The sequence below is a fragment of the Plantibacter flavus genome (genome assembly GCF_900177615.1).
GTDB lineage: Bacteria > Actinomycetota > Actinomycetes > Actinomycetales > Microbacteriaceae > Plantibacter > Plantibacter flavus.
Genome location: NZ_FXAP01000005.1, coordinates 376,078 through 392,510, shown reverse-complemented (window position 1 = coordinate 392,510; position 16,433 = coordinate 376,078). Strand labels below are relative to the sequence as shown.

Genomic DNA, 16,433 nt, shown 5'->3' with positions numbered 1-16,433 from the left:
CCCCGCACGTGAACACCTACCAGACCAGCAGCCCCGCCGTCGGCATCGACGACATCGCCTTCGCGACCGGGGCGAACCGTATCGACCTCGCCGAGCTCGCCGGGCGCTTCGGTGTCGAACCCGCCAAGTACTACGTCGGTCTCGGCCAGAGCGAGATGAGCGTCCCGGCCGCCGACGAGGACATCGTGACGATGGCCGCCGCCGCTGCCGCGCCCATCATCGAACGGCACGGCAGTGGCCGCCTGCGGACCGTCCTGTTCGCCACCGAGTCCGGGATCGACCAGTCGAAGTCCGCGGGCGTCTACGTGCACCGGCTGCTCGGCCTGCCGCAGGCGGTCCGCGTGGTCGAGCTCAAGCAGGCCTGCTACTCGGCCACCGCGGCGCTGCAGTTCGCTGCTGCGCTCGTGGCGCGGAACCCCGAGGAGACCGTCCTCGTGATCGCGAGCGACGTCGCGCGGTACGAACTGCACTCCAATGCCGAGCCGACGCAGGGTGCCGGGGCCGTCGCCATGCTCGTGGCCGCCGATCCCGCCATCCTCGAGCTCGAGACCGCGACCGGCGTCTACACGCAGGACGTCATGGACTTCTGGCGTCCGAACCACAGCGCGACGGCGATCGTCGACGGCAAGCTGTCCATCTCCGCCTACCAGGACGCGATCGAGGGTGCCTGGGCGGACTACCGGTCACGCGGCGGAGCGGACTTCTCCGAGGTCGACCACTTCTGCTACCACCAGCCGTTCACGAAGATGGCGATCAAGGCGCACCGGCACCTGGCCAAGTCGCTCGGCTCCGAGCGCACCCAGGAGGAGTTGGACGCACAGATCGAGCCGACGACCGGGTACAACCGCCGGATCGGGAACAGCTACACGGCCTCCGTGTACCTCGCGCTGCTCGCGCTGCTCGACGGCGACGAGGACCTCACCGGTCGGCGCATCGCGTTCCTCAGCTACGGCTCGGGTGCGGTCGCGGAGTGCTTCAGCGGCATCGTGCGTCCGGGCTACCGCTCGGCTCTGCGGAGCGACGCGAACCGTGCGCAGCTCGATGCGCGGACGGTCGTCGACGACGCCCGCTACCTGCAGCTCCTCGAGGACGCGGCGTCGGCCGACGTCCACGACTCCGACCGCCCTCGCGAGACCGGCGCGCCGTTCCGTTTCGCGGGCGTCGTCGGCGACCGTCGGCAGTACGAGCCCACCTCCGCCTGACCGCGCCCACGCCCGAGCTCTCCTGGGTTGTCGCCAGCGCGGTGCGCTGACGTCACCGCGGGTCGGGGACGTGAGCGCGGGTCTCTGGAGGGGCGCGCTCACGCGTGTGCCACGCGGTCGAGCCGGTTCCGCCGCGCTCGCGTCAGCGCAACGCGCCGACGCCGGGTTCGACACCCTCGCGTCGGCGCACCGCGCTGGCACTCCACCCGATCGGGGACTGGTCATCCTCGGGAGGTGGCGGCTCGGATCCGGTCGACGAGGAACGGTCCCAGGGTCCGCGACCAGGTGGCCGTGATGTGGTGCAGATCGCGATAGACGAGCACGTTCCCGACGGCGAGCGGACAGGTCCCGGCCGCGCAGTACAGCTCGCCGAGATCCACGACCGGCACGGCGCCGTCGGTCATCGCCGCGGTCGCGGTGTTCAGGTCGAACGTCGGGTACGCCTCGGCCACGGGGAAGGCGCACGCCCCAGCGATGAGCTCGGCGGCGCTCGTGCGGTCGACGCACGCCGCCGCTTCGGTCGGCACGCGGGGATTGTCCCGCAGCACCACGATCGACGTCCCCTGCTCGAGCACCGGTCTCCACGCCGCGAGCGTCGCGCCTCGGATCGCGGCCCGTTCGGCCACCGAGGTCTCGTCCGGACTCTTCGAGGTCACCAGGATGATGTCGTACGGCCGCTCACCGGTGAACGCCTGCTGCATGAGCGTCCGCCGGGCGGCGCAGGCCACCGAGTCGTCCGGTCCCGGGGTCCGCCACTCGCAGCCCTTGCCGACGTACACGTCGAGTCGCCAGTTGCGTGCCTCGAGTTGGTCGACGAGGCCGGGGATGAGCATCGTGGCGTGCGAGTTCCCGGTGAGCGCGACCCGCGTGGCGTCCGGGCGCTCGGAGCCGAAGGTGCAGCCGGGGAAGTCCGGCGCATCGGCCGCCGCGGAACACCGGAAGGTGTCGCCCGTGTCCTCGGTCCGCACCGAAAGCGGCGGCAGGAGTTCGTCCGCCAACGCCGGATTGGTGCAGCCCGACACGGCCGCATCGGCACCGAAACACGGCTCGCCGTCCGCGAGGTAGGTGTCCACGGTGCTCGCGAGGGTGCGTTCCTCGGCGGCGACGGTCAGCAACCCCGCCGTCGGGATGCAGAGCACGAGGGCGGTCGCCGCGCCCGCCAGCAGGACGGTCCGCGCGGAGCGTGCGTGCGTGAGGATGGGAGCTCGTCGGACGGGGTCCTCGACGAACCGTTTCGTCAGCGCGGCGAGGATCACGGCGAGGACCAGGAGTGCGGCGGCGATCGCCGGGCCGAGCGGGTCGCCGAGCGGGACGGGCACGCCGAGCACCCACGGCGCGACCACGATGAGCGGCCAGTGCCACAGGTACAGCGAATAGGAGAGATCGCCGAGCAGGAGCGACGCCCGGGTGCGCGCAATGGTCGTCACGGACCACCGGTGGGTCGACGACCCGCCGACGATCACGAGGAGCGTCCCGAGGACCGGGAAGGCGGCTGCGATCCCGGGGAACGGCGTCCGCTCGGTGAACGCGACCAGCGCGACCGCCAGGAGGACGACGCCGAGGACGCCGGAGGCCGTCCGCCACCGAGTGCGGTGCACGACCACGACCGGCCCGAGGAGTGCGAGCAGACCGCCGGCCGCGAACTCCCAGGCACGGGTCGGCGTGGCGAAGTACGCCGGCGCCGGATCCGCCGCCGTGTACAGGATCGAGCACAGGAGTGAGGCGGCACCGATGATCCCGAGCGCCACACCGAGGGTGCGGCGGAGGTCCGACGCTCGCCGCCGGGTGAGCCACACGCACAACACGACGACGAGTGGCCAGGCGAGGTAGAACTGCTCTTCGACGGACAGCGACCAGAAGTGCTGGACCGGCGACGCGGCGCTTCCCTGCGCGAGGTAGTCGACGGAGCTCCCGGCCAGGAACCAGTTCTCCCAGGAGGTCCCGGCCGCCACGGTCTCGGTGAAGAACTGCGTCCAGGCGCTCGGCGGAGCGAACCGCCAGACGAGGATCGCGGTGACGGCGAGGACGAGCAGCGCGGCCGGCAGGAGTCGCCGGATGCGGCGGGCCCAGAACGCCGGGAGGTCGATGCGGCCCGTCTCGGTGGCCTGGCGTGCGAGGTGGCTCGTGATCAGATAGCCGCTGACGACGAAGAACACGTCGACGCCGACGTACCCACCGGGCAGGAGGCTCGACGACAGGTGGAAGACCACGACGGACAGGACGGCGATCGCGCGGAGCAGCTGGATGTCGGGTTGTGTGCGCGGAATCGCTCCGAGGAGGGGAGACGCGCCGGTCCGCTCCTGCACCTGCCTCACGCGGTCTCCTCCGCCGTCCGGGTCGACGGACGGCGGGCTCAGCGTAGGGAACGCCGGTGACGCACTCGTGGACGGCAGATGACCGGTTCGCTTCGGCTTCGGGTGTCGACGGCGGACGGCCGACGATCGGGTCAGCCGACGTTCGCGCCGAAGAGCAGGCCGAGCACGTAGGTCGCCGCGGCCGCCCCGTATCCGATCGCGAGTTGTCGCAGTGCCCGGCGGAGCGGTGGACCGCCGGAGAGGAGCCCGACGACGGCGCCGGTTCCGAGCAGGGCCACCCCGACCAGGAGTGCGGCGACGAGCAGTGCGGCGACACCCTGCAGCCCGAACAGGTAGGGCAGGACCGGGATGACGGCGCCCGATGCGAAGAAGCAGAAGCTCGAGAGCGCGGCTCCGAGCCCGGTCCCGATGGCCTCGTGCTCCATCGCCGCACGGGCCTCGCGCTCGTAGGTCCCCGCACCGACGCGGGCCAGGACGTCCGCAGCGTGTGCCTCGGCCTCGCCGACCTCCATGCCACGGGCCCGGTAGACGAGCGCGAGTTCGTTCGCGTCGACGTCGAGGTGGGGGAGGGCGTCGTCGGCCGCCGGGTTAGGGCTGGACGCCTCGAGCAGCTCGCGCTGCGACCGGACCGAGACGTACTCACCGGCACCCATCGACAGCGCACCCGCCAGGAGGCCCGCGAGCCCGGCGGCGAGGACGACGCCGTTGCCGACCCCGGTGGCGCTCATGCCGATGACGAGAGCGAGGTTCGAGACGAGTCCGTCGTTCGCTCCGAACACGGCCGCCCGGAAGGTTCCGGACAGGCGGTTGCGTCCACGGGCGGCCAGGCCCCGGACGACCTCCTCGTGGATCTGCTCGTCGGCGGCCATCCGCTCGGTGGCCGCCCGTTCGGTCGCATAGGGCGAGCGCGACTCGGCTCGCTGGACGAGCGCCAGGACGAAGACGGATCCGAACCGCCTCGCGAGCCAGCCGAGCAGTCGGGTCCGCAGGTCACCGTGTTGCGGCTTGCCGGCGTCGTCGCCGAGCAGGGCGATCCAGTGCGACTCGTGGCGTTTCTCGGCCTCGGCGAGCGCGAGCAGGATGTCGCGCTCCTCACCGCTCCGCCGGCCAGCGAGATCCCGGTAGACGGCGGCCTCGGCGCGTTCGTCGGCGAGGTACCCGCGCCAGCGCCGCAGCTCGCGCTGGCTGGGTGGTTCCTGGCGGGACGCGGATCCGTTCGTGGTCGACTCGCTCATCCGCCGATTGTCCCAGACGCCCGTCGACCGGTGCGCCGCGCGCCGCGGAGACGTCCCCGGACTGGGGTCGCCGGGCGAGGGCTTGTCCAGCAGCTGCGGTGCGTCCTGAGCCGATCTTCAGACACTGCGATCTACGATGGTGCTCATGCCCGAGAACTCCGCCCCGTCCCCTGACGCCCCGCCGCTCGTCGGCGTCGTGATGGGCTCGGACTCCGACTGGAACGTCATGAGCGATGCGGCGCAGGTGCTCCGCGACTTCGGCGTGCCGTTCGAGGTCGAGGTGCTGTCGGCCCACCGCACGCCCGAGAAGATGATCGCCTACGGCAAGGCCGCCCACGGTCGCGGGGTGAAGGTGGTCATCGCCGGTGCCGGTGGTGCAGCCCACCTGCCCGGGATGCTCGCCTCCGTCACCACCCTCCCGGTGGTCGGTGTCCCGGTCCCGCTCTCCCGCCTCGACGGCCTCGATTCGCTCCTGTCGATCGTGCAGATGCCCGCGGGCGTGCCGGTCGCGACCGTGTCGATCGGCGGCGCGAAGAACGCCGCGCTGATCGCCGTCAAGATCCTCGCCACGGCCGACGACGCCCTGCACCAGGCGCTCGTCGCCTACGCTGAGGCCCTCGCCGACTCGGTCGAGGAGAAGAACCGGAACCTCAAAGCGCAGCTATGACGAGTGCAGCCACCGCCGCAAAGCCGATGCGGTATCCCGACACCCGTTCACGCGAGGTGATGACCAAGCGTGCCTGGTGGCTCGTCGTCCTCAACCTCCTGATCCCCGGCTCCGCGCAGGTGCTCGCCGGCAACCGGAAGTTCGGGCGGTTCGGACTCTTCTGCACCCTGTCGCTCTGGGTGGTGGCGATCGTGGCCGTCGTCGCCTACCTGCTCTGGCCCGCCCCGGTCATCACCATCGCGACGAACTGGTTCACCCTGACCGCCGTGCAGGTGCTCCTCGCTCTCTACGCCGTCCTGTGGGTCGTCCTCACCCTCGACACGCTGCGCCTCGTCCGCCTCGTGCGGGCCTCTCCGAACGCGCGGCTCGGCGTCGCGCTCTTCGCCACGTTGGCACTCGTCGCGGTCGCCGGGACAGCGGGCTATGGTGCGGTCGTGGCGGGCTCCGCACGTGGCACGATCGGCTCGATCTTCGCCCAGACCGCACCGGTCGAACCGGTCGACGGGTACTACACCTTCCTCCTCCTCGGGGGTGACGCCGGCGCCGACCGCGAGGGACTGCGACCCGACAGCACCTCGGTCGTCGCCGTCAACGCCGAAACGGGCAAAGCGACCGCATTCGGGCTCCCGCGCGACCTCGACCCCGTCCCGTTCCCGGAGGGCTCCGAGATGGCCTCGCTGTATCCGAACGGCTACGGCTACGAGGACGACTGCGACGTCGACGTCTGCCAGCTGAACTCCATCTATACCGAGATCCAGCTCAAGAACCCCGAGCTGTTCCCGAAGGCCGAGGCCGCAGGAAGTGAGCCGGGCATCGAGGCCATGAAGCAGGCGGCCGAGGGCGCGACCGGTCTGAAGATCCAGTACTACGTGCTCGTGGACATGCAGGGCTTCGCGACGCTCATCGACGCGCTCGGCGGCATCACCATGACGCCGACGCAGCGGCTCCCGATGGACGGCGATGAGGACCTCAACGACGTCACCGAGTGGATCGAGCCCGGTAAGCAGGTCATGGACGGTCGGACCGCACTCATGTACGCGCGCTCCAGGCACTCGACGAGCGACTATGACCGGATCGCCCGCCAGCGCGAACTCCAGGACGCGATGCTCAAGCAGTTCAACCCGACGAACGTCTTGTTGCGCTTCCAGGAGATCGCCGCGGCGAGCCCGGACGTCGTGAAGACGGATGTCCCGCAGTCGATGCTCGGGTACTTCGTGAACCTCGCCGGGAAGACGAAGGCCGCCGGCCTCGCGAGCGTGGAGTTCGTGCCGCCGCTGATCGACCCCACCGAGCCCGACTACGGGCTCATCAAGCAGACCGTCCAGGACACGCTCTGGCCGCCAACGCCGACCGCTGACCCGACCGACGCGGGTTGAGCCGGGACCGGTCAGATCTCGGCGTGCAGCTGCCAGACGCGCTCTGCGGAGTCGCGCCAGCTGAACGCCTGCTCGCGGTCCATGCCGAGGATCCGCAGTCGAGCGAGTCGTTCGCTGTCCCCGATGACGTCGTTGATGGTGGCGATCAGACGGTCGGCGTAGCCCTTCGCGCCGGACTCGACGACGACACCGGCTCCGCCGCCGACCTCGACGAGCGCGGGCACGTCGGAGTGGATGACGGGCGTGCCGAAGCGGAAGGCCTCGACGAGCGGTAGGCCGAAACCCTCGGCCAGACTCGGGTACACGAGTGCGGTGGCGCGGTCGAGGACGACGGCCAGATCGGCGTCGTCGAGGAATCCGAGTGCTCGTACGCGGCCCTCCGGAAGACCCGCTTCGTCGGCGACCTGCGCGAGCGTGACGTCTCCCCAACTGTCGGTGCCGACGATGAGGAGTGGCAGGTCGGGCGCTCCCGGACGACCGAGCCCGGTGATGAGCTCGGTGATGCCGCGACGCGGATCGAGCGAGCCGACCGAGACGAGGTACTCGGAGGGGAGGTCGAGCGTCCGTGCTCGGCCGTCGGCATCCGTGGGGAGGGCGAGGGTGGATGCGGCGGCGCCTCCGATGACGCGGACCCGGTCGCCGAGGTCGATGATCTGACGCAGTTCGTCTGCCACGGCGTGGGTCGGGACGACGATGGCGTCGGCGTGTTTTCGGGCGCGTTTCACCATGGCCTTCTGCCAGCTGACCGACAACGGTGTCAGCGAGGACGGGTGCGACCAGGCGAGTGTGTCGTGAACGGTGACGACGATCTGATTGCCGTCGTTGATGCGATCGTGCCTGCTGAGTGGAGCGAGGAGACCCGGCGCGTGCACCATGCCGGTGCCGGCGCCGGGCGTGACGATACCGAGCTGCCAGGCGGCGCTGAGTTCACGCCGAGGCAGCGTCGTGCGGTGCAGGGCTGCGAGGCCCGGCAGCTTCGACTCGAGGAGGTCGACCTTCTCCTTCGACACCGCGGAGACGATGCCTTCGACGTCGCAGCCGGGAGGGGCGCTCGCGATGATCTCGCGGGTGAGCTCCTCGGAGTACCGGCCGACACCGCCGGCCACCGGAGCGACGATCTGGTCGACGACGACCCGGAGCGTCGTCACGGTGCCGTCACGACGCCGTGCTGCGTCGCTGCGTCGAAGGCCTCACGCCAGTCGCGCATCGGCGCCAGACCTGCGACGGCCCAGGCGTCGTGGCCCAGCACCGAGTAGGCGGGGCGCGGCGCAGGACGGACGAAGGCGGAGCTGTCGGTGGGGGAGACGCGGGCAGGGTCCGCGCCGACCGCCGCGAAGACGGCCTGTGCGAACTCGTACCAGGAGGCCTGCCCGCCGTTCGTGCCGTGGTACACCCCAGCCGGCGCGTCAGCATCGAGCAGCGCGACGATCTGCGCAGCCAGGTCCGCCGTCCAGGTCGGCTGTCCCAGCTGGTCGGTCACGACGCCCGGATCGACGCCGTTCGCCGCCAGCTTCGCCATCGTCGCGGCGAAGTTCGGTCCGTTCTTCCCGTACAGCCAGGCCGTACGGACGATGTACGACCCGTCCGGGTGTTCCGCGAGGACGGCACGCTCACCGTCGGCCTTCGTCCGGCCGTAAGCGCTGATCGGCGCGAGCGGGTGGTCCTCCTGGTATGGCGAGGTGGCGGAACCGTCGAAGACGTAGTCGGTGGACACCTGGACCAGCTTCGCCCCGGCCTCACGCGCGGCCACCGCGAGATTGCGGGCTCCGATGGCGTTCACCGCGGCCGCGTCGGCCTCGTTCGTTTCGGCGTCGTCGACCTTCGTGTAGGCGGCGGCGTTGATGACCGCCGAGTGGCCTGCGACAGCGGCGCGGACGGCCTCGAGATCCGTCACGTCGAGCTCGGCGCGGCCGAGGGCGGTGACCGGACGGCCCACGAGGGCCTCCTGCAGGTCATGGCCGAGCATGCCGGAGGCTCCGGTGATGAGATAAGACAAGGTGTGGTTCCTCTCCGATGGGGCGAAGTCATCGTAACGTGTGGGGCTTCGGGAGGTCTGGACGGTCGGGACCGGACACCCCGAGCCGCCGCGGAACCGGTGTCCGCCTCAGCCGAGGGAAGGGCGGTCTGTCGGCTCCCTGACCGTGCCGGTCCGCGATGGGGGTTCTTCGAAGATCGTCCGCTGTGCTTCCTCGACGCGGGCTGCCGATGCGAGACCGTCCTTACGATGGTGCCCGTAGACCCAGTAGCGGTACAAGGCGAACCGGAACAGCGTGCCGAGGCCCAGCCCGATGACGTTGCTCGCGATGTTGTCGGCGAGGAGCGTGTCGTACCCGAGAACGTAGTGGCTGATGTAGAGGCAGAGGAGCGCGATCCCCATGCCGCCGAGCGACACGACCACGTACTCGACGAGCTCGAGGACGAAGTTCTTGCGACGGTGCTCACGGAACGTCCAGTAGCGATTGCCGATCCAGTTGAAGACGATGGCGACCGAGACGCTGACGGCCTTCGCCCCGATGGGCGACTGCAGGGCGTGATCGTGTCCGAACACGCCGAGCCGCAGCAGGTTGAACAGGGCGATGTCGATGCCGAACCCGATGAGCCCGACGACGCCGAACTTGAGCGCGTACTGCGCGATGCCGAACCAGACGCGCTCTGCGAGCCTCTTGAGGCGCTCCATGTTGCTCCCAAACGACGAAACCGATCGTTCGAGTATCACAGGGGACGCCGCTCCGTGCGCTGTGAGCGTTGTCACAGAGTGCCGCGGCAGTCGACGGATTGGTAGGATCGCCGGGTGCAGATCCGAGAACTGAACGTCCCAGACAGCTACGAGATCACGCCGAAGCAGTTCGGCGACGACCGAGGTGTCTTCCTGGAGTGGTACCGCTTCGACAAGCTCGAGGAGGCGAGCGGTCGCTCGATCAAGCTCGCCCAGTCGAACACGTCCGTGTCCAAGCGCGGCTCCGTCCGTGGCATCCACTTCGCCGACATCCCGATCGGGCAGGCGAAGTACGTCACGGCGACGCGTGGCGCGGTCCTCGACTACGTCATCGACATCCGCGTCGGTTCGCCGACGTTCGGCCAGGTCGACTCGGTGCTGCTCGACGACACCGACCGCAAGGCGATCTTCATCTCCGAGGGGCTCGGGCACTGCTTCGTGGCGCTGACCGACGATGCGACCGTCAGCTACCTCGTCACCGACGTGTACCGTCCTGACCGCGAGCATGGCATCAACCCGCTCGACCCGGAGATCGGACTCGTCATCCCGGACGCGGCAGGAACACCGCTCCTGTCGCCGAAGGACACCGAGGCTCCCGGCCTGTCGGAGGCGGCAGCGGCCGGCCTGCTGCCGACGTGGGACGACGCCCGCGCGTTCTACGCGTCGCTCCGGTCGAGCTGATCGCATGAGCGAGCCCGCCAACCGGTCGCTCGTCGGCTCGGCACCCGTGGTGATCGAGCCCGACTGGCTCGGTCCCACGGCCTTCTGGCAGCCGAGGTTCTTCCCGCTCTCGGCGTGGGTCGAGCACGCGCCATTCGCCTTCTGGATCGCCGATGCCGTCCGACCACGTGTCTTCGCCGAACTCGGCACGCACTACGGTTACTCCTACTTCACCTTCTGCGAGGCGTTCCGTCGCCTCGGCTTGGAGACGAAATCCTTCGCGCTCGACACCTGGCAGGGCGACGACCACGCGGGTGCTTACGGTGAAGAGGTCTACGAGTACGTCACGGGCGTGAACGACCGGGAGTTCGGATCCTCATCGACCCTGCTGCGAGGGTACTTCGACGACTCCGTCGACCAGTTCGCCGACGGCACCATCGACCTCCTCCACATCGACGGGCGTCACGGCTACGAGGACGTCCTGCACGACTACGAGTCCTGGCGGCCCAAGCTCTCCGAGCGCGCCGTGGTCCTCTTCCACGACATCGCGGAGCACCAGGAGGGGTTCGGCGTCTGGCGGTTCTGGGACGAGATCAAGACCCGCCACCCCTCGTTCACCTTCGAGCACAATCACGGCCTCGGTGTCCTGGGCGTCGGTTCCGAGCTGCCCGAGACGATGGTCCGGTTCTTCGAGGTCGCGGCTCGGGAACCTGAACGCGTCCGCGACGCCTACGCGCGGCTCGGTGCGGACTTGTCCGCCATCGTCGCGGGGCGGGACGACGATGCCGCTGTGCGGGTGGCTCTCGAGGAACGAGGGGCTGCCCTCGAGGAACGAGGGGCCGAACTCGAGCATGCCGAACAGCTCGTCGCGGCCGCTGAAGCCGAAAACCTCGGCCTCCGCCAGCAGCTCGAAGCGGTGCGAGCAAGTACCAGCTGGAAGCTCACGGCTCCCGTGCGAAAGGTCAGCGGAGTGGTGAGGCGTCGCGCGGACTGAATCGCGCCGACCACGACCGTCTCGGCGGCGTCGGATCGCCGTGGCGAACTCCGACTAGACTGCATGAGTTATGCGAGGAATCATTCTGGCCGGAGGATCCGGCACGCGACTGTGGCCGATCACCAAGGGCATCTCGAAGCAGTTGATGCCCATCTACGACAAACCGATGATCTACTACCCCCTGTCGACGCTGATGATGGCCGGGATCGACGAGATCCTCATCATCACCACGCCGGAGTACAACGAGCAGTTCCGCGCGCTCCTCGGGACCGGGGCCGAGCTCGGCATCCGCATCGAGTACGCGGTCCAGCCCTCGCCCGACGGCCTCGCCCAGGCGTTCATCATCGGTGAGGAGTTCATCGGCGACGAGAGCGTCGCGCTCGTCCTCGGCGACAACATCTTCCACGGCACGGGACTCGGCTCCGCCCTCCGCAATCACAACAGCATCGACGGTGCGCTGATCTTCGCCTATCAGGTCGCCGACCCGACCGCCTACGGCGTCGTCGAGTTCGACGACGACTTCACCGCGATCTCGATCGAGGAGAAGCCGGCGAAGCCGAAGAGCAACTACGCCGTCCCCGGTCTGTACTTCTACGACAACTCGGTCGTCGAGATCGCGAAGACGATCGAGCCATCCGCTCGCGGCGAGCTCGAGATCTCGACCGTCAACGAGCGCTACCTCGAGCAGGGATCGCTGCAGGTCCAGGTCCTCGATCGTGGCACCGCCTGGCTCGACACCGGCACCTTCGAGTCGATGATGCAGGCATCCGAGTACGTCCGGGTCATCGAGGACCGTCAGGGGTTCAAGGTCGGGTGCATCGAGGAGATCGCATGGCGCGCCGGGTGGATCGACGACAAGCAGCTGGCCGTCCTCGCCGCTCCTCTGGTCAAGAGCGGATACGGACGTTACCTGCAGACCCTGCTCGCGCAGGCATGACGCTCGTCACCTCGCGCTGAGCGCACTGATCGTCACTCCGGGCCCGGTGCCGCAGTAGGTCGTCCGACCGCTGGGGTGCCGGGCCTGATCCGTGCGACGGCGAGCGCGTACAGGCACACGGCGACGTCGATGACGATGAGTCCGAACCGGCTCACGAGCACGATACCGAGGACCGAGCCGACCGGGACGACACTGGTGAGCACGAGGGCGAGGATCGCCTCCCGGACGCCAGCGCCGGCGGGCGCGATGATCGCGAGGAACCCCGCGACCCAGGCCAGGGCGTAGCCCGAGGTCGCGAGCGGCAGCAGACCCGGATCGAATGTGCCCAGCGACGTGACGATGGTCCAGAGATGGACGCCGAAGCACACCCAGCTGATGAGCGACCATCCGATGGCTGCGGTCAACGGGAGGGCCCGGATGGGCGGTAGAGGGTCCTTCCGGCGGAGGAGTCGGAAGGCGAACCCGATGATCCTCGTGAGGACCGGTGGCAGGAGGGCGATGACGCCGACGGCGATCGCGAGGACGACGAGCCAGCCGTAGGAAGCGGCCAGTGCCGGAAACGCCAGGAACGTGCCGGCGGCGACGGTTGAGCCGGCGATGAGGCTCACCAACAGCTGGGCTGTGAGGGTGATCGCCGTGACCCCCGTCGGGATGCCCGCGCGCGCGCCGAGCTGGCTGCCGGCGACGATGGGCCAGACACCTCCCGGCAGGTACTTGCCGATCTGGGACACGAACACGACGTGCGAGGCGTCCCGCACCGAGATGCGGTAGCCGAAGGCGATGACGACGGCCCGCCAGGCGAGCATCGAGAAGAAGACGCCGAGGAAGCCGGCCACGAGAGAACCGAGCAGCCAGACCGGTTGCATCGTGAGCACGCTCGAGACGAAGTCGTCCCAGCTGCGGATGACGGTCCACGTGATGAAGCCGATGACGACCACCGCGAAGGCGATCTGGAGGGGCCGTTTGACCTGGGTAAGCTTGTTCATGGCAGATGCCCATTATCTCCCACGGCGTCCACAGCCGGTGCGTGCGGCGATCGCCGCACGTCGATGGGAGCACCCGCCCGATCCGGAGGTCCCGTGCCACGTCCCCGTCTCCTCGTCCTCGCCTCCACGTTCCCCGCCCGTGCGGGCGACGGCGTGCCGGCGTTCGTGAGGGACCTGGCTCTGCAGGAATCCCTCGACTTCGACACCAGGGTCCTCGTACCACGGGTGCCAGGGGCCGCATCGGATGAGCAGGACGGTGACCTGCACATCACGCGATACCCGTATTTTCCGAAGCATTGGGAGGACCTCGCAGACGGCGCCATCATCGAGAACCTGCGTGCGAAGCCGATTCGCTGGCTGCAGGTTCCAGGGCTGTTCCTGGCCCAACTGATTGCGCTCCGACGTGTTCTCCGTGAGTTCCGTCCCGACGTCCTCCATGTGCATTGGATCATCCCCCAGGGGGTCGTGGCCCTGCTCGGCGGCCGACGCGTCCCGCAGCTCGTGACGACCCTCGGCGGCGACCTGTACGCGCTGAACGCCGCTCCGCTGCGTGCGCTGAAGGCGCGGATCGTGCGTCGGGCGGGCGCGGTGACCGTCATGAACGCCGACATGCGTGACCGTGTGATCGCGTTGGGCGCAGCGCCTGCAAGCGTCCAGGTCATCCCGATGGGTGCCGATCTGCCCCCGGTCCCTGCGTCGGAGCCGGCAGGGGTGGACGAGGCCGTACCGGCTCCAGGCGTGGTGCCCGCCCGCTTGATGTTCGTCGGGCGACTCGTCGAGAAGAAGGGTCTGTCCTACCTCATCGAGGCCGTCCGCCGGGCCCCGGCCGGGTCGCTGGAGCTCGAGATCGTGGGCGACGGACCGCTGCGGACCGCCCTCGAGACGGAGGCATCCGGCCTACCCGTGGTCTTCATCGGTCAGCAGGGGCGCACCGAGCTGTTCGCTGCGTACCGCCGTGCCGACGTGGTCGTCTTCCCCTCGGTCGCGTCCACCTCCGGCGATCAGGACGGTCTTCCGGTCGCTCTGCTCGAGGCGATGCGTGCCGGCCGGGCCATCATCGCGACGGATCTGCCGGGGTTGAACGAGGTCGTGCTCGACGACGCGACCGGCTTGGTCGTACCCGATCGGGATACTGCTGCCCTGCTCCGAGCGATCCAGCGGCTCGCTGACGATCCAGACCTCCGGGAACGACTCGGCGCGGCAGCCGCGACGCACGCCGAGCAGTTCTCGATCGAGGCGATCGGCTCCCGATACCGCACGCTGCTGCACGACGTGCTGGGTGCCGTCGGTCGTCGTTCGTCCGACTGATCGGTCAGCGTCGTCCGAGCTGTTCCCAGGTCGAGGCGATGCCGCGCTCCAGGGGGGTCGTCGGAGGGGCGCCGAACTCGGAGCGGTAGCGTGCGGTCTCGAGCACGACGGTCTCGACGAACGTGCTCGGGACAGGTCGCGGAGCGACGTCCAGCGGTCGGCCGACGACCCGTGCGATGGCGTCCAGGACCTCCGAGACCGTGTGTCCGACGCCACTCCCGATGTTGTAGACCGAGTGTGCCGGGTCACCGGCGACGATCCGGGCGATCATCTCGATCGCGTCGTCGATGTAGAGGTAGTCGCGCACCATGCTGCCGTCGCCGTAGCGGACGATGGCGTCGCCCGCGGCGATGTTCGCGAGCGCGATGGGGATGAGCCCCTGGCGGCGGCCGGGGTGCTGACCGGGCCCGTACGGATTCGAGATGCGGAGTGACACCGCGTCGAGCCCACGCTTGACACGGAAGTACCGGAGGTAGTGCTCGATCGTGAGCTTCCCGATGGCGTACGGGGAGCGGGGGAGGGCCGGGTCGGTCTCCCGGTATCGTTCGAGACCCTGATCGCCGTAGATCGCGCCACCGGTGGAGGCGAAGTAGAACCGTTCGATCTCGGCGTCGGCACACAGACCCAGGAGCTCGACGGTCTGTCCCACGTTGGTGCGGAGATCGAGCGAAGGGTCGTTCTCAGAGGTCGCCGGCGCGGTCGTGGAGAGGAAGTGGAACACGAGGTCCTGACCGCGGACCGCGGCTGCGAGGTCGCTGCGGTCGAAGAAGTCTCCGGCCAGGATCGTCGCGTCGCGCGTGTCGAAGTTCCGCGGGGATCGGAACCGGTCGAACACCGTCACGTCATGACCGCGTCCGACGAGGGCGTCCACGAGTGGTCCGCCGAGGAACCCGTTGCCGCCGATGACGAGGCTGCGCACCATGGCTCAGCCGCCGTACCGCTGCAGCTTGAGGTAGTCGAGCATCTCCTCGTTGAGCGTGCGGTTGATTCTGGTGAGGTCGGCGACCACACCGATGGCGAAGGACAGGAGCGCGCCCATCAGCAGCGTCGCCCCGACGAGCAGGCTCTGGAGGTGGTTCCCCTCGTCCTGGACGATCGTGAGGATGAGGTACCTGACGAACGGGGTGAGCCCCGCGATCAGCAGCAGGAGTCCGAGCCCGGCGAACACGACATATGGCCGGTACATCAGGAAGGCCCGCACGATCGCGACGCCCGACTGGTACATGTGCTCGCCGATGGATCGGAACAGTCGTGACTCGCGCGTCTTCGGGTTCGTCGTGACCGGGATGCTCGTGATCGCCAGGCGTTTGTTGCCCGCCTGGATGATCGTCTCCATGCAGTAGCTGAACTTCGTGACCACGTTGAGCCGGATGAGGGAGTACTTCGAGTACGCGCGGAACCCGCTGGCCGCATCCGGGAGCGTCGTCTTCGCCGCCTTGTTGACGATGAAGCTCCCGAAGCGCTGCATCGCCTTCTTGAACGGGGAGAAGTGCTCGATGAGTGCCGTCTGCCGGTCCGCCACGACGATCTCGGCCTCACCCGCGAGGATGGGCTGGACCAGGTCGCCGATGCGCTCCTGCGGGTACTGGTTGTCGCCGTCCGTGTTCACCACGATGTCGGCGCCGTGGAGCAGGGCGTAGTCGACGCCGTCGCGGAACGACCGGGCCAGTCCCATGTTCGTCGAGTGCTTCACGAAGTGCTTCACGCCGTAGGACTTGGCGACCTCGATCGTGCGGTCGGTCGACCCGTCGTCGATGATGAGGATCTCGATCTCGTCGATGCCCGGGATCGAGGTCGGAATCGACTCGAGGACGAGCGGGAGGGTCTCCTCTTCGTTCAGGCACGGGATCTGGACAAAGAGCTTCATAGGCGACTTCCGGAACTGTAGGCGATACGACCGGTCCCAGAGTACCGTCGGATCCGTCGGGTCGCTGCTCGGAGCCGACCCGAGCAGGTCCGTCGGGCCATGCGGTCACCGGTTGCAGCACGAGGGTTGAGGCATACTGGGGGCTTTGACCCTGACGAGCCCGAGGAGTG

General features: G+C 69.0%; 15 protein-coding genes. 7 read left to right on the top strand and 8 right to left on the bottom strand.

Annotated elements, in window-relative coordinates; translation table 11 throughout:
• Positions 1–8 precede the first annotated feature (8 nt).
• The gene (locus B9Y95_RS16535; RefSeq protein WP_085513465.1) at positions 9–1,202 is read left to right on the top strand and encodes a hydroxymethylglutaryl-CoA synthase; all 1,194 of its coding nucleotides are present in this window, start codon (positions 9–11) and stop codon (positions 1,200–1,202) included.
• A gap of 221 nt (positions 1,203–1,423) precedes the next feature.
• Here B9Y95_RS16535 and B9Y95_RS16530 read toward each other — a convergent pair whose 3' ends face one another.
• Positions 1,424–3,517 (bottom strand): acyltransferase family protein, encoded by a 2,094-nt coding sequence (locus B9Y95_RS16530; RefSeq protein WP_085513463.1) that lies wholly within the window; start codon positions 3,515–3,517, stop codon positions 1,424–1,426.
• A 131-nt stretch (positions 3,518–3,648) separates the two neighbouring features.
• A complete protein-coding gene (locus tag B9Y95_RS16525) occupies positions 3,649–4,752 on the bottom strand; it encodes a VIT1/CCC1 transporter family protein (protein ID WP_085513461.1) in 1,104 nt (367 codons plus the stop codon).
• A 145-nt stretch (positions 4,753–4,897) separates the two neighbouring features.
• Here B9Y95_RS16525 and purE point away from each other — a divergent pair, with 145 nt between their 5' ends.
• Together purE and B9Y95_RS16515 are read left to right on the top strand one after the other, a co-directional pair.
• Positions 4,898–5,419 (top strand): 5-(carboxyamino)imidazole ribonucleotide mutase, encoded by a 522-nt coding sequence (purE, locus tag B9Y95_RS16520; RefSeq protein WP_085513536.1) that lies wholly within the window; start codon positions 4,898–4,900, stop codon positions 5,417–5,419.
• Entirely contained in the window at positions 5,416–6,795 is a 1,380-nt protein-coding gene (locus B9Y95_RS16515) for an LCP family protein (RefSeq protein ID WP_234994144.1), read from the top strand. The genes purE and B9Y95_RS16515 overlap by 4 nt, the downstream gene beginning before the upstream one ends.
• A gap of 11 nt (positions 6,796–6,806) precedes the next feature.
• On the opposite strand, the gene B9Y95_RS16510 is transcribed toward B9Y95_RS16515, so the two are convergent.
• The 3 genes from B9Y95_RS16510 to B9Y95_RS16500 form a co-directional block, all read right to left on the bottom strand.
• Entirely contained in the window at positions 6,807–7,943 is a 1,137-nt protein-coding gene (locus B9Y95_RS16510; RefSeq protein ID WP_085513459.1) for a glycosyltransferase family 4 protein, read from the bottom strand.
• On the bottom strand, positions 7,940–8,791 hold the full coding sequence (rfbD, locus tag B9Y95_RS16505) for a dTDP-4-dehydrorhamnose reductase (RefSeq protein ID WP_123539734.1): 852 nt from the start codon (positions 8,789–8,791) through the stop codon (positions 7,940–7,942). The genes B9Y95_RS16510 and rfbD overlap by 4 nt, the downstream gene beginning before the upstream one ends.
• A 108-nt stretch (positions 8,792–8,899) precedes the next feature.
• The gene (locus B9Y95_RS16500; protein ID WP_064295185.1) at positions 8,900–9,472 is read right to left on the bottom strand and encodes a GtrA family protein; all 573 of its coding nucleotides are present in this window, start codon (positions 9,470–9,472) and stop codon (positions 8,900–8,902) included.
• A 114-nt stretch (positions 9,473–9,586) separates the two neighbouring features.
• On the opposite strand from B9Y95_RS16500, the gene B9Y95_RS16495 reads away from it, so the two are divergent.
• The 3 genes from B9Y95_RS16495 (at position 9,587) to rfbA (ending at position 12,102) form a co-directional block, all read left to right on the top strand.
• Complete coding sequence (locus tag B9Y95_RS16495; RefSeq protein WP_064295186.1) at positions 9,587–10,192, top strand: dTDP-4-dehydrorhamnose 3,5-epimerase family protein; 606 nt, start codon at positions 9,587–9,589, stop codon at positions 10,190–10,192.
• A gap of 4 nt (positions 10,193–10,196) precedes the next feature.
• Positions 10,197–11,165, top strand: a complete 969-nt coding sequence (locus B9Y95_RS16490) for a class I SAM-dependent methyltransferase (RefSeq protein ID WP_064295187.1) — start codon at positions 10,197–10,199, stop codon at positions 11,163–11,165.
• Between the two features lie 70 nt (positions 11,166–11,235).
• Positions 11,236–12,102, top strand: coding sequence for a glucose-1-phosphate thymidylyltransferase RfbA (gene rfbA, locus B9Y95_RS16485; protein WP_064295188.1), 867 nt, complete (start codon positions 11,236–11,238; stop codon positions 12,100–12,102).
• A gap of 32 nt (positions 12,103–12,134) precedes the next feature.
• Here rfbA and B9Y95_RS16480 read toward each other — a convergent pair whose 3' ends face one another.
• Positions 12,135–13,088: a lysylphosphatidylglycerol synthase domain-containing protein gene (locus B9Y95_RS16480; RefSeq protein WP_064295189.1), complete on the bottom strand. Its 954-nt coding sequence runs from the start codon at positions 13,086–13,088 to the stop codon at positions 12,135–12,137.
• A gap of 93 nt (positions 13,089–13,181) precedes the next feature.
• Here B9Y95_RS16480 and B9Y95_RS16475 point away from each other — a divergent pair, with 93 nt between their 5' ends.
• A complete protein-coding gene (locus B9Y95_RS16475; RefSeq protein WP_158596608.1) occupies positions 13,182–14,396 on the top strand; it encodes a glycosyltransferase in 1,215 nt (404 codons plus the stop codon).
• A gap of 4 nt (positions 14,397–14,400) precedes the next feature.
• Here B9Y95_RS16475 and B9Y95_RS16470 read toward each other — a convergent pair whose 3' ends face one another.
• Both B9Y95_RS16470 and B9Y95_RS16465 read right to left on the bottom strand, forming a co-directional pair.
• Positions 14,401–15,318 (bottom strand): NAD-dependent epimerase/dehydratase family protein, encoded by a 918-nt coding sequence (locus tag B9Y95_RS16470; protein WP_085513453.1) that lies wholly within the window; start codon positions 15,316–15,318, stop codon positions 14,401–14,403.
• Between the two features lie 3 nt (positions 15,319–15,321).
• Complete coding sequence (locus B9Y95_RS16465) at positions 15,322–16,263, bottom strand: glycosyltransferase family 2 protein (protein ID WP_064295192.1); 942 nt, start codon at positions 16,261–16,263, stop codon at positions 15,322–15,324.
• Positions 16,264–16,433 lie beyond the last annotated feature (170 nt).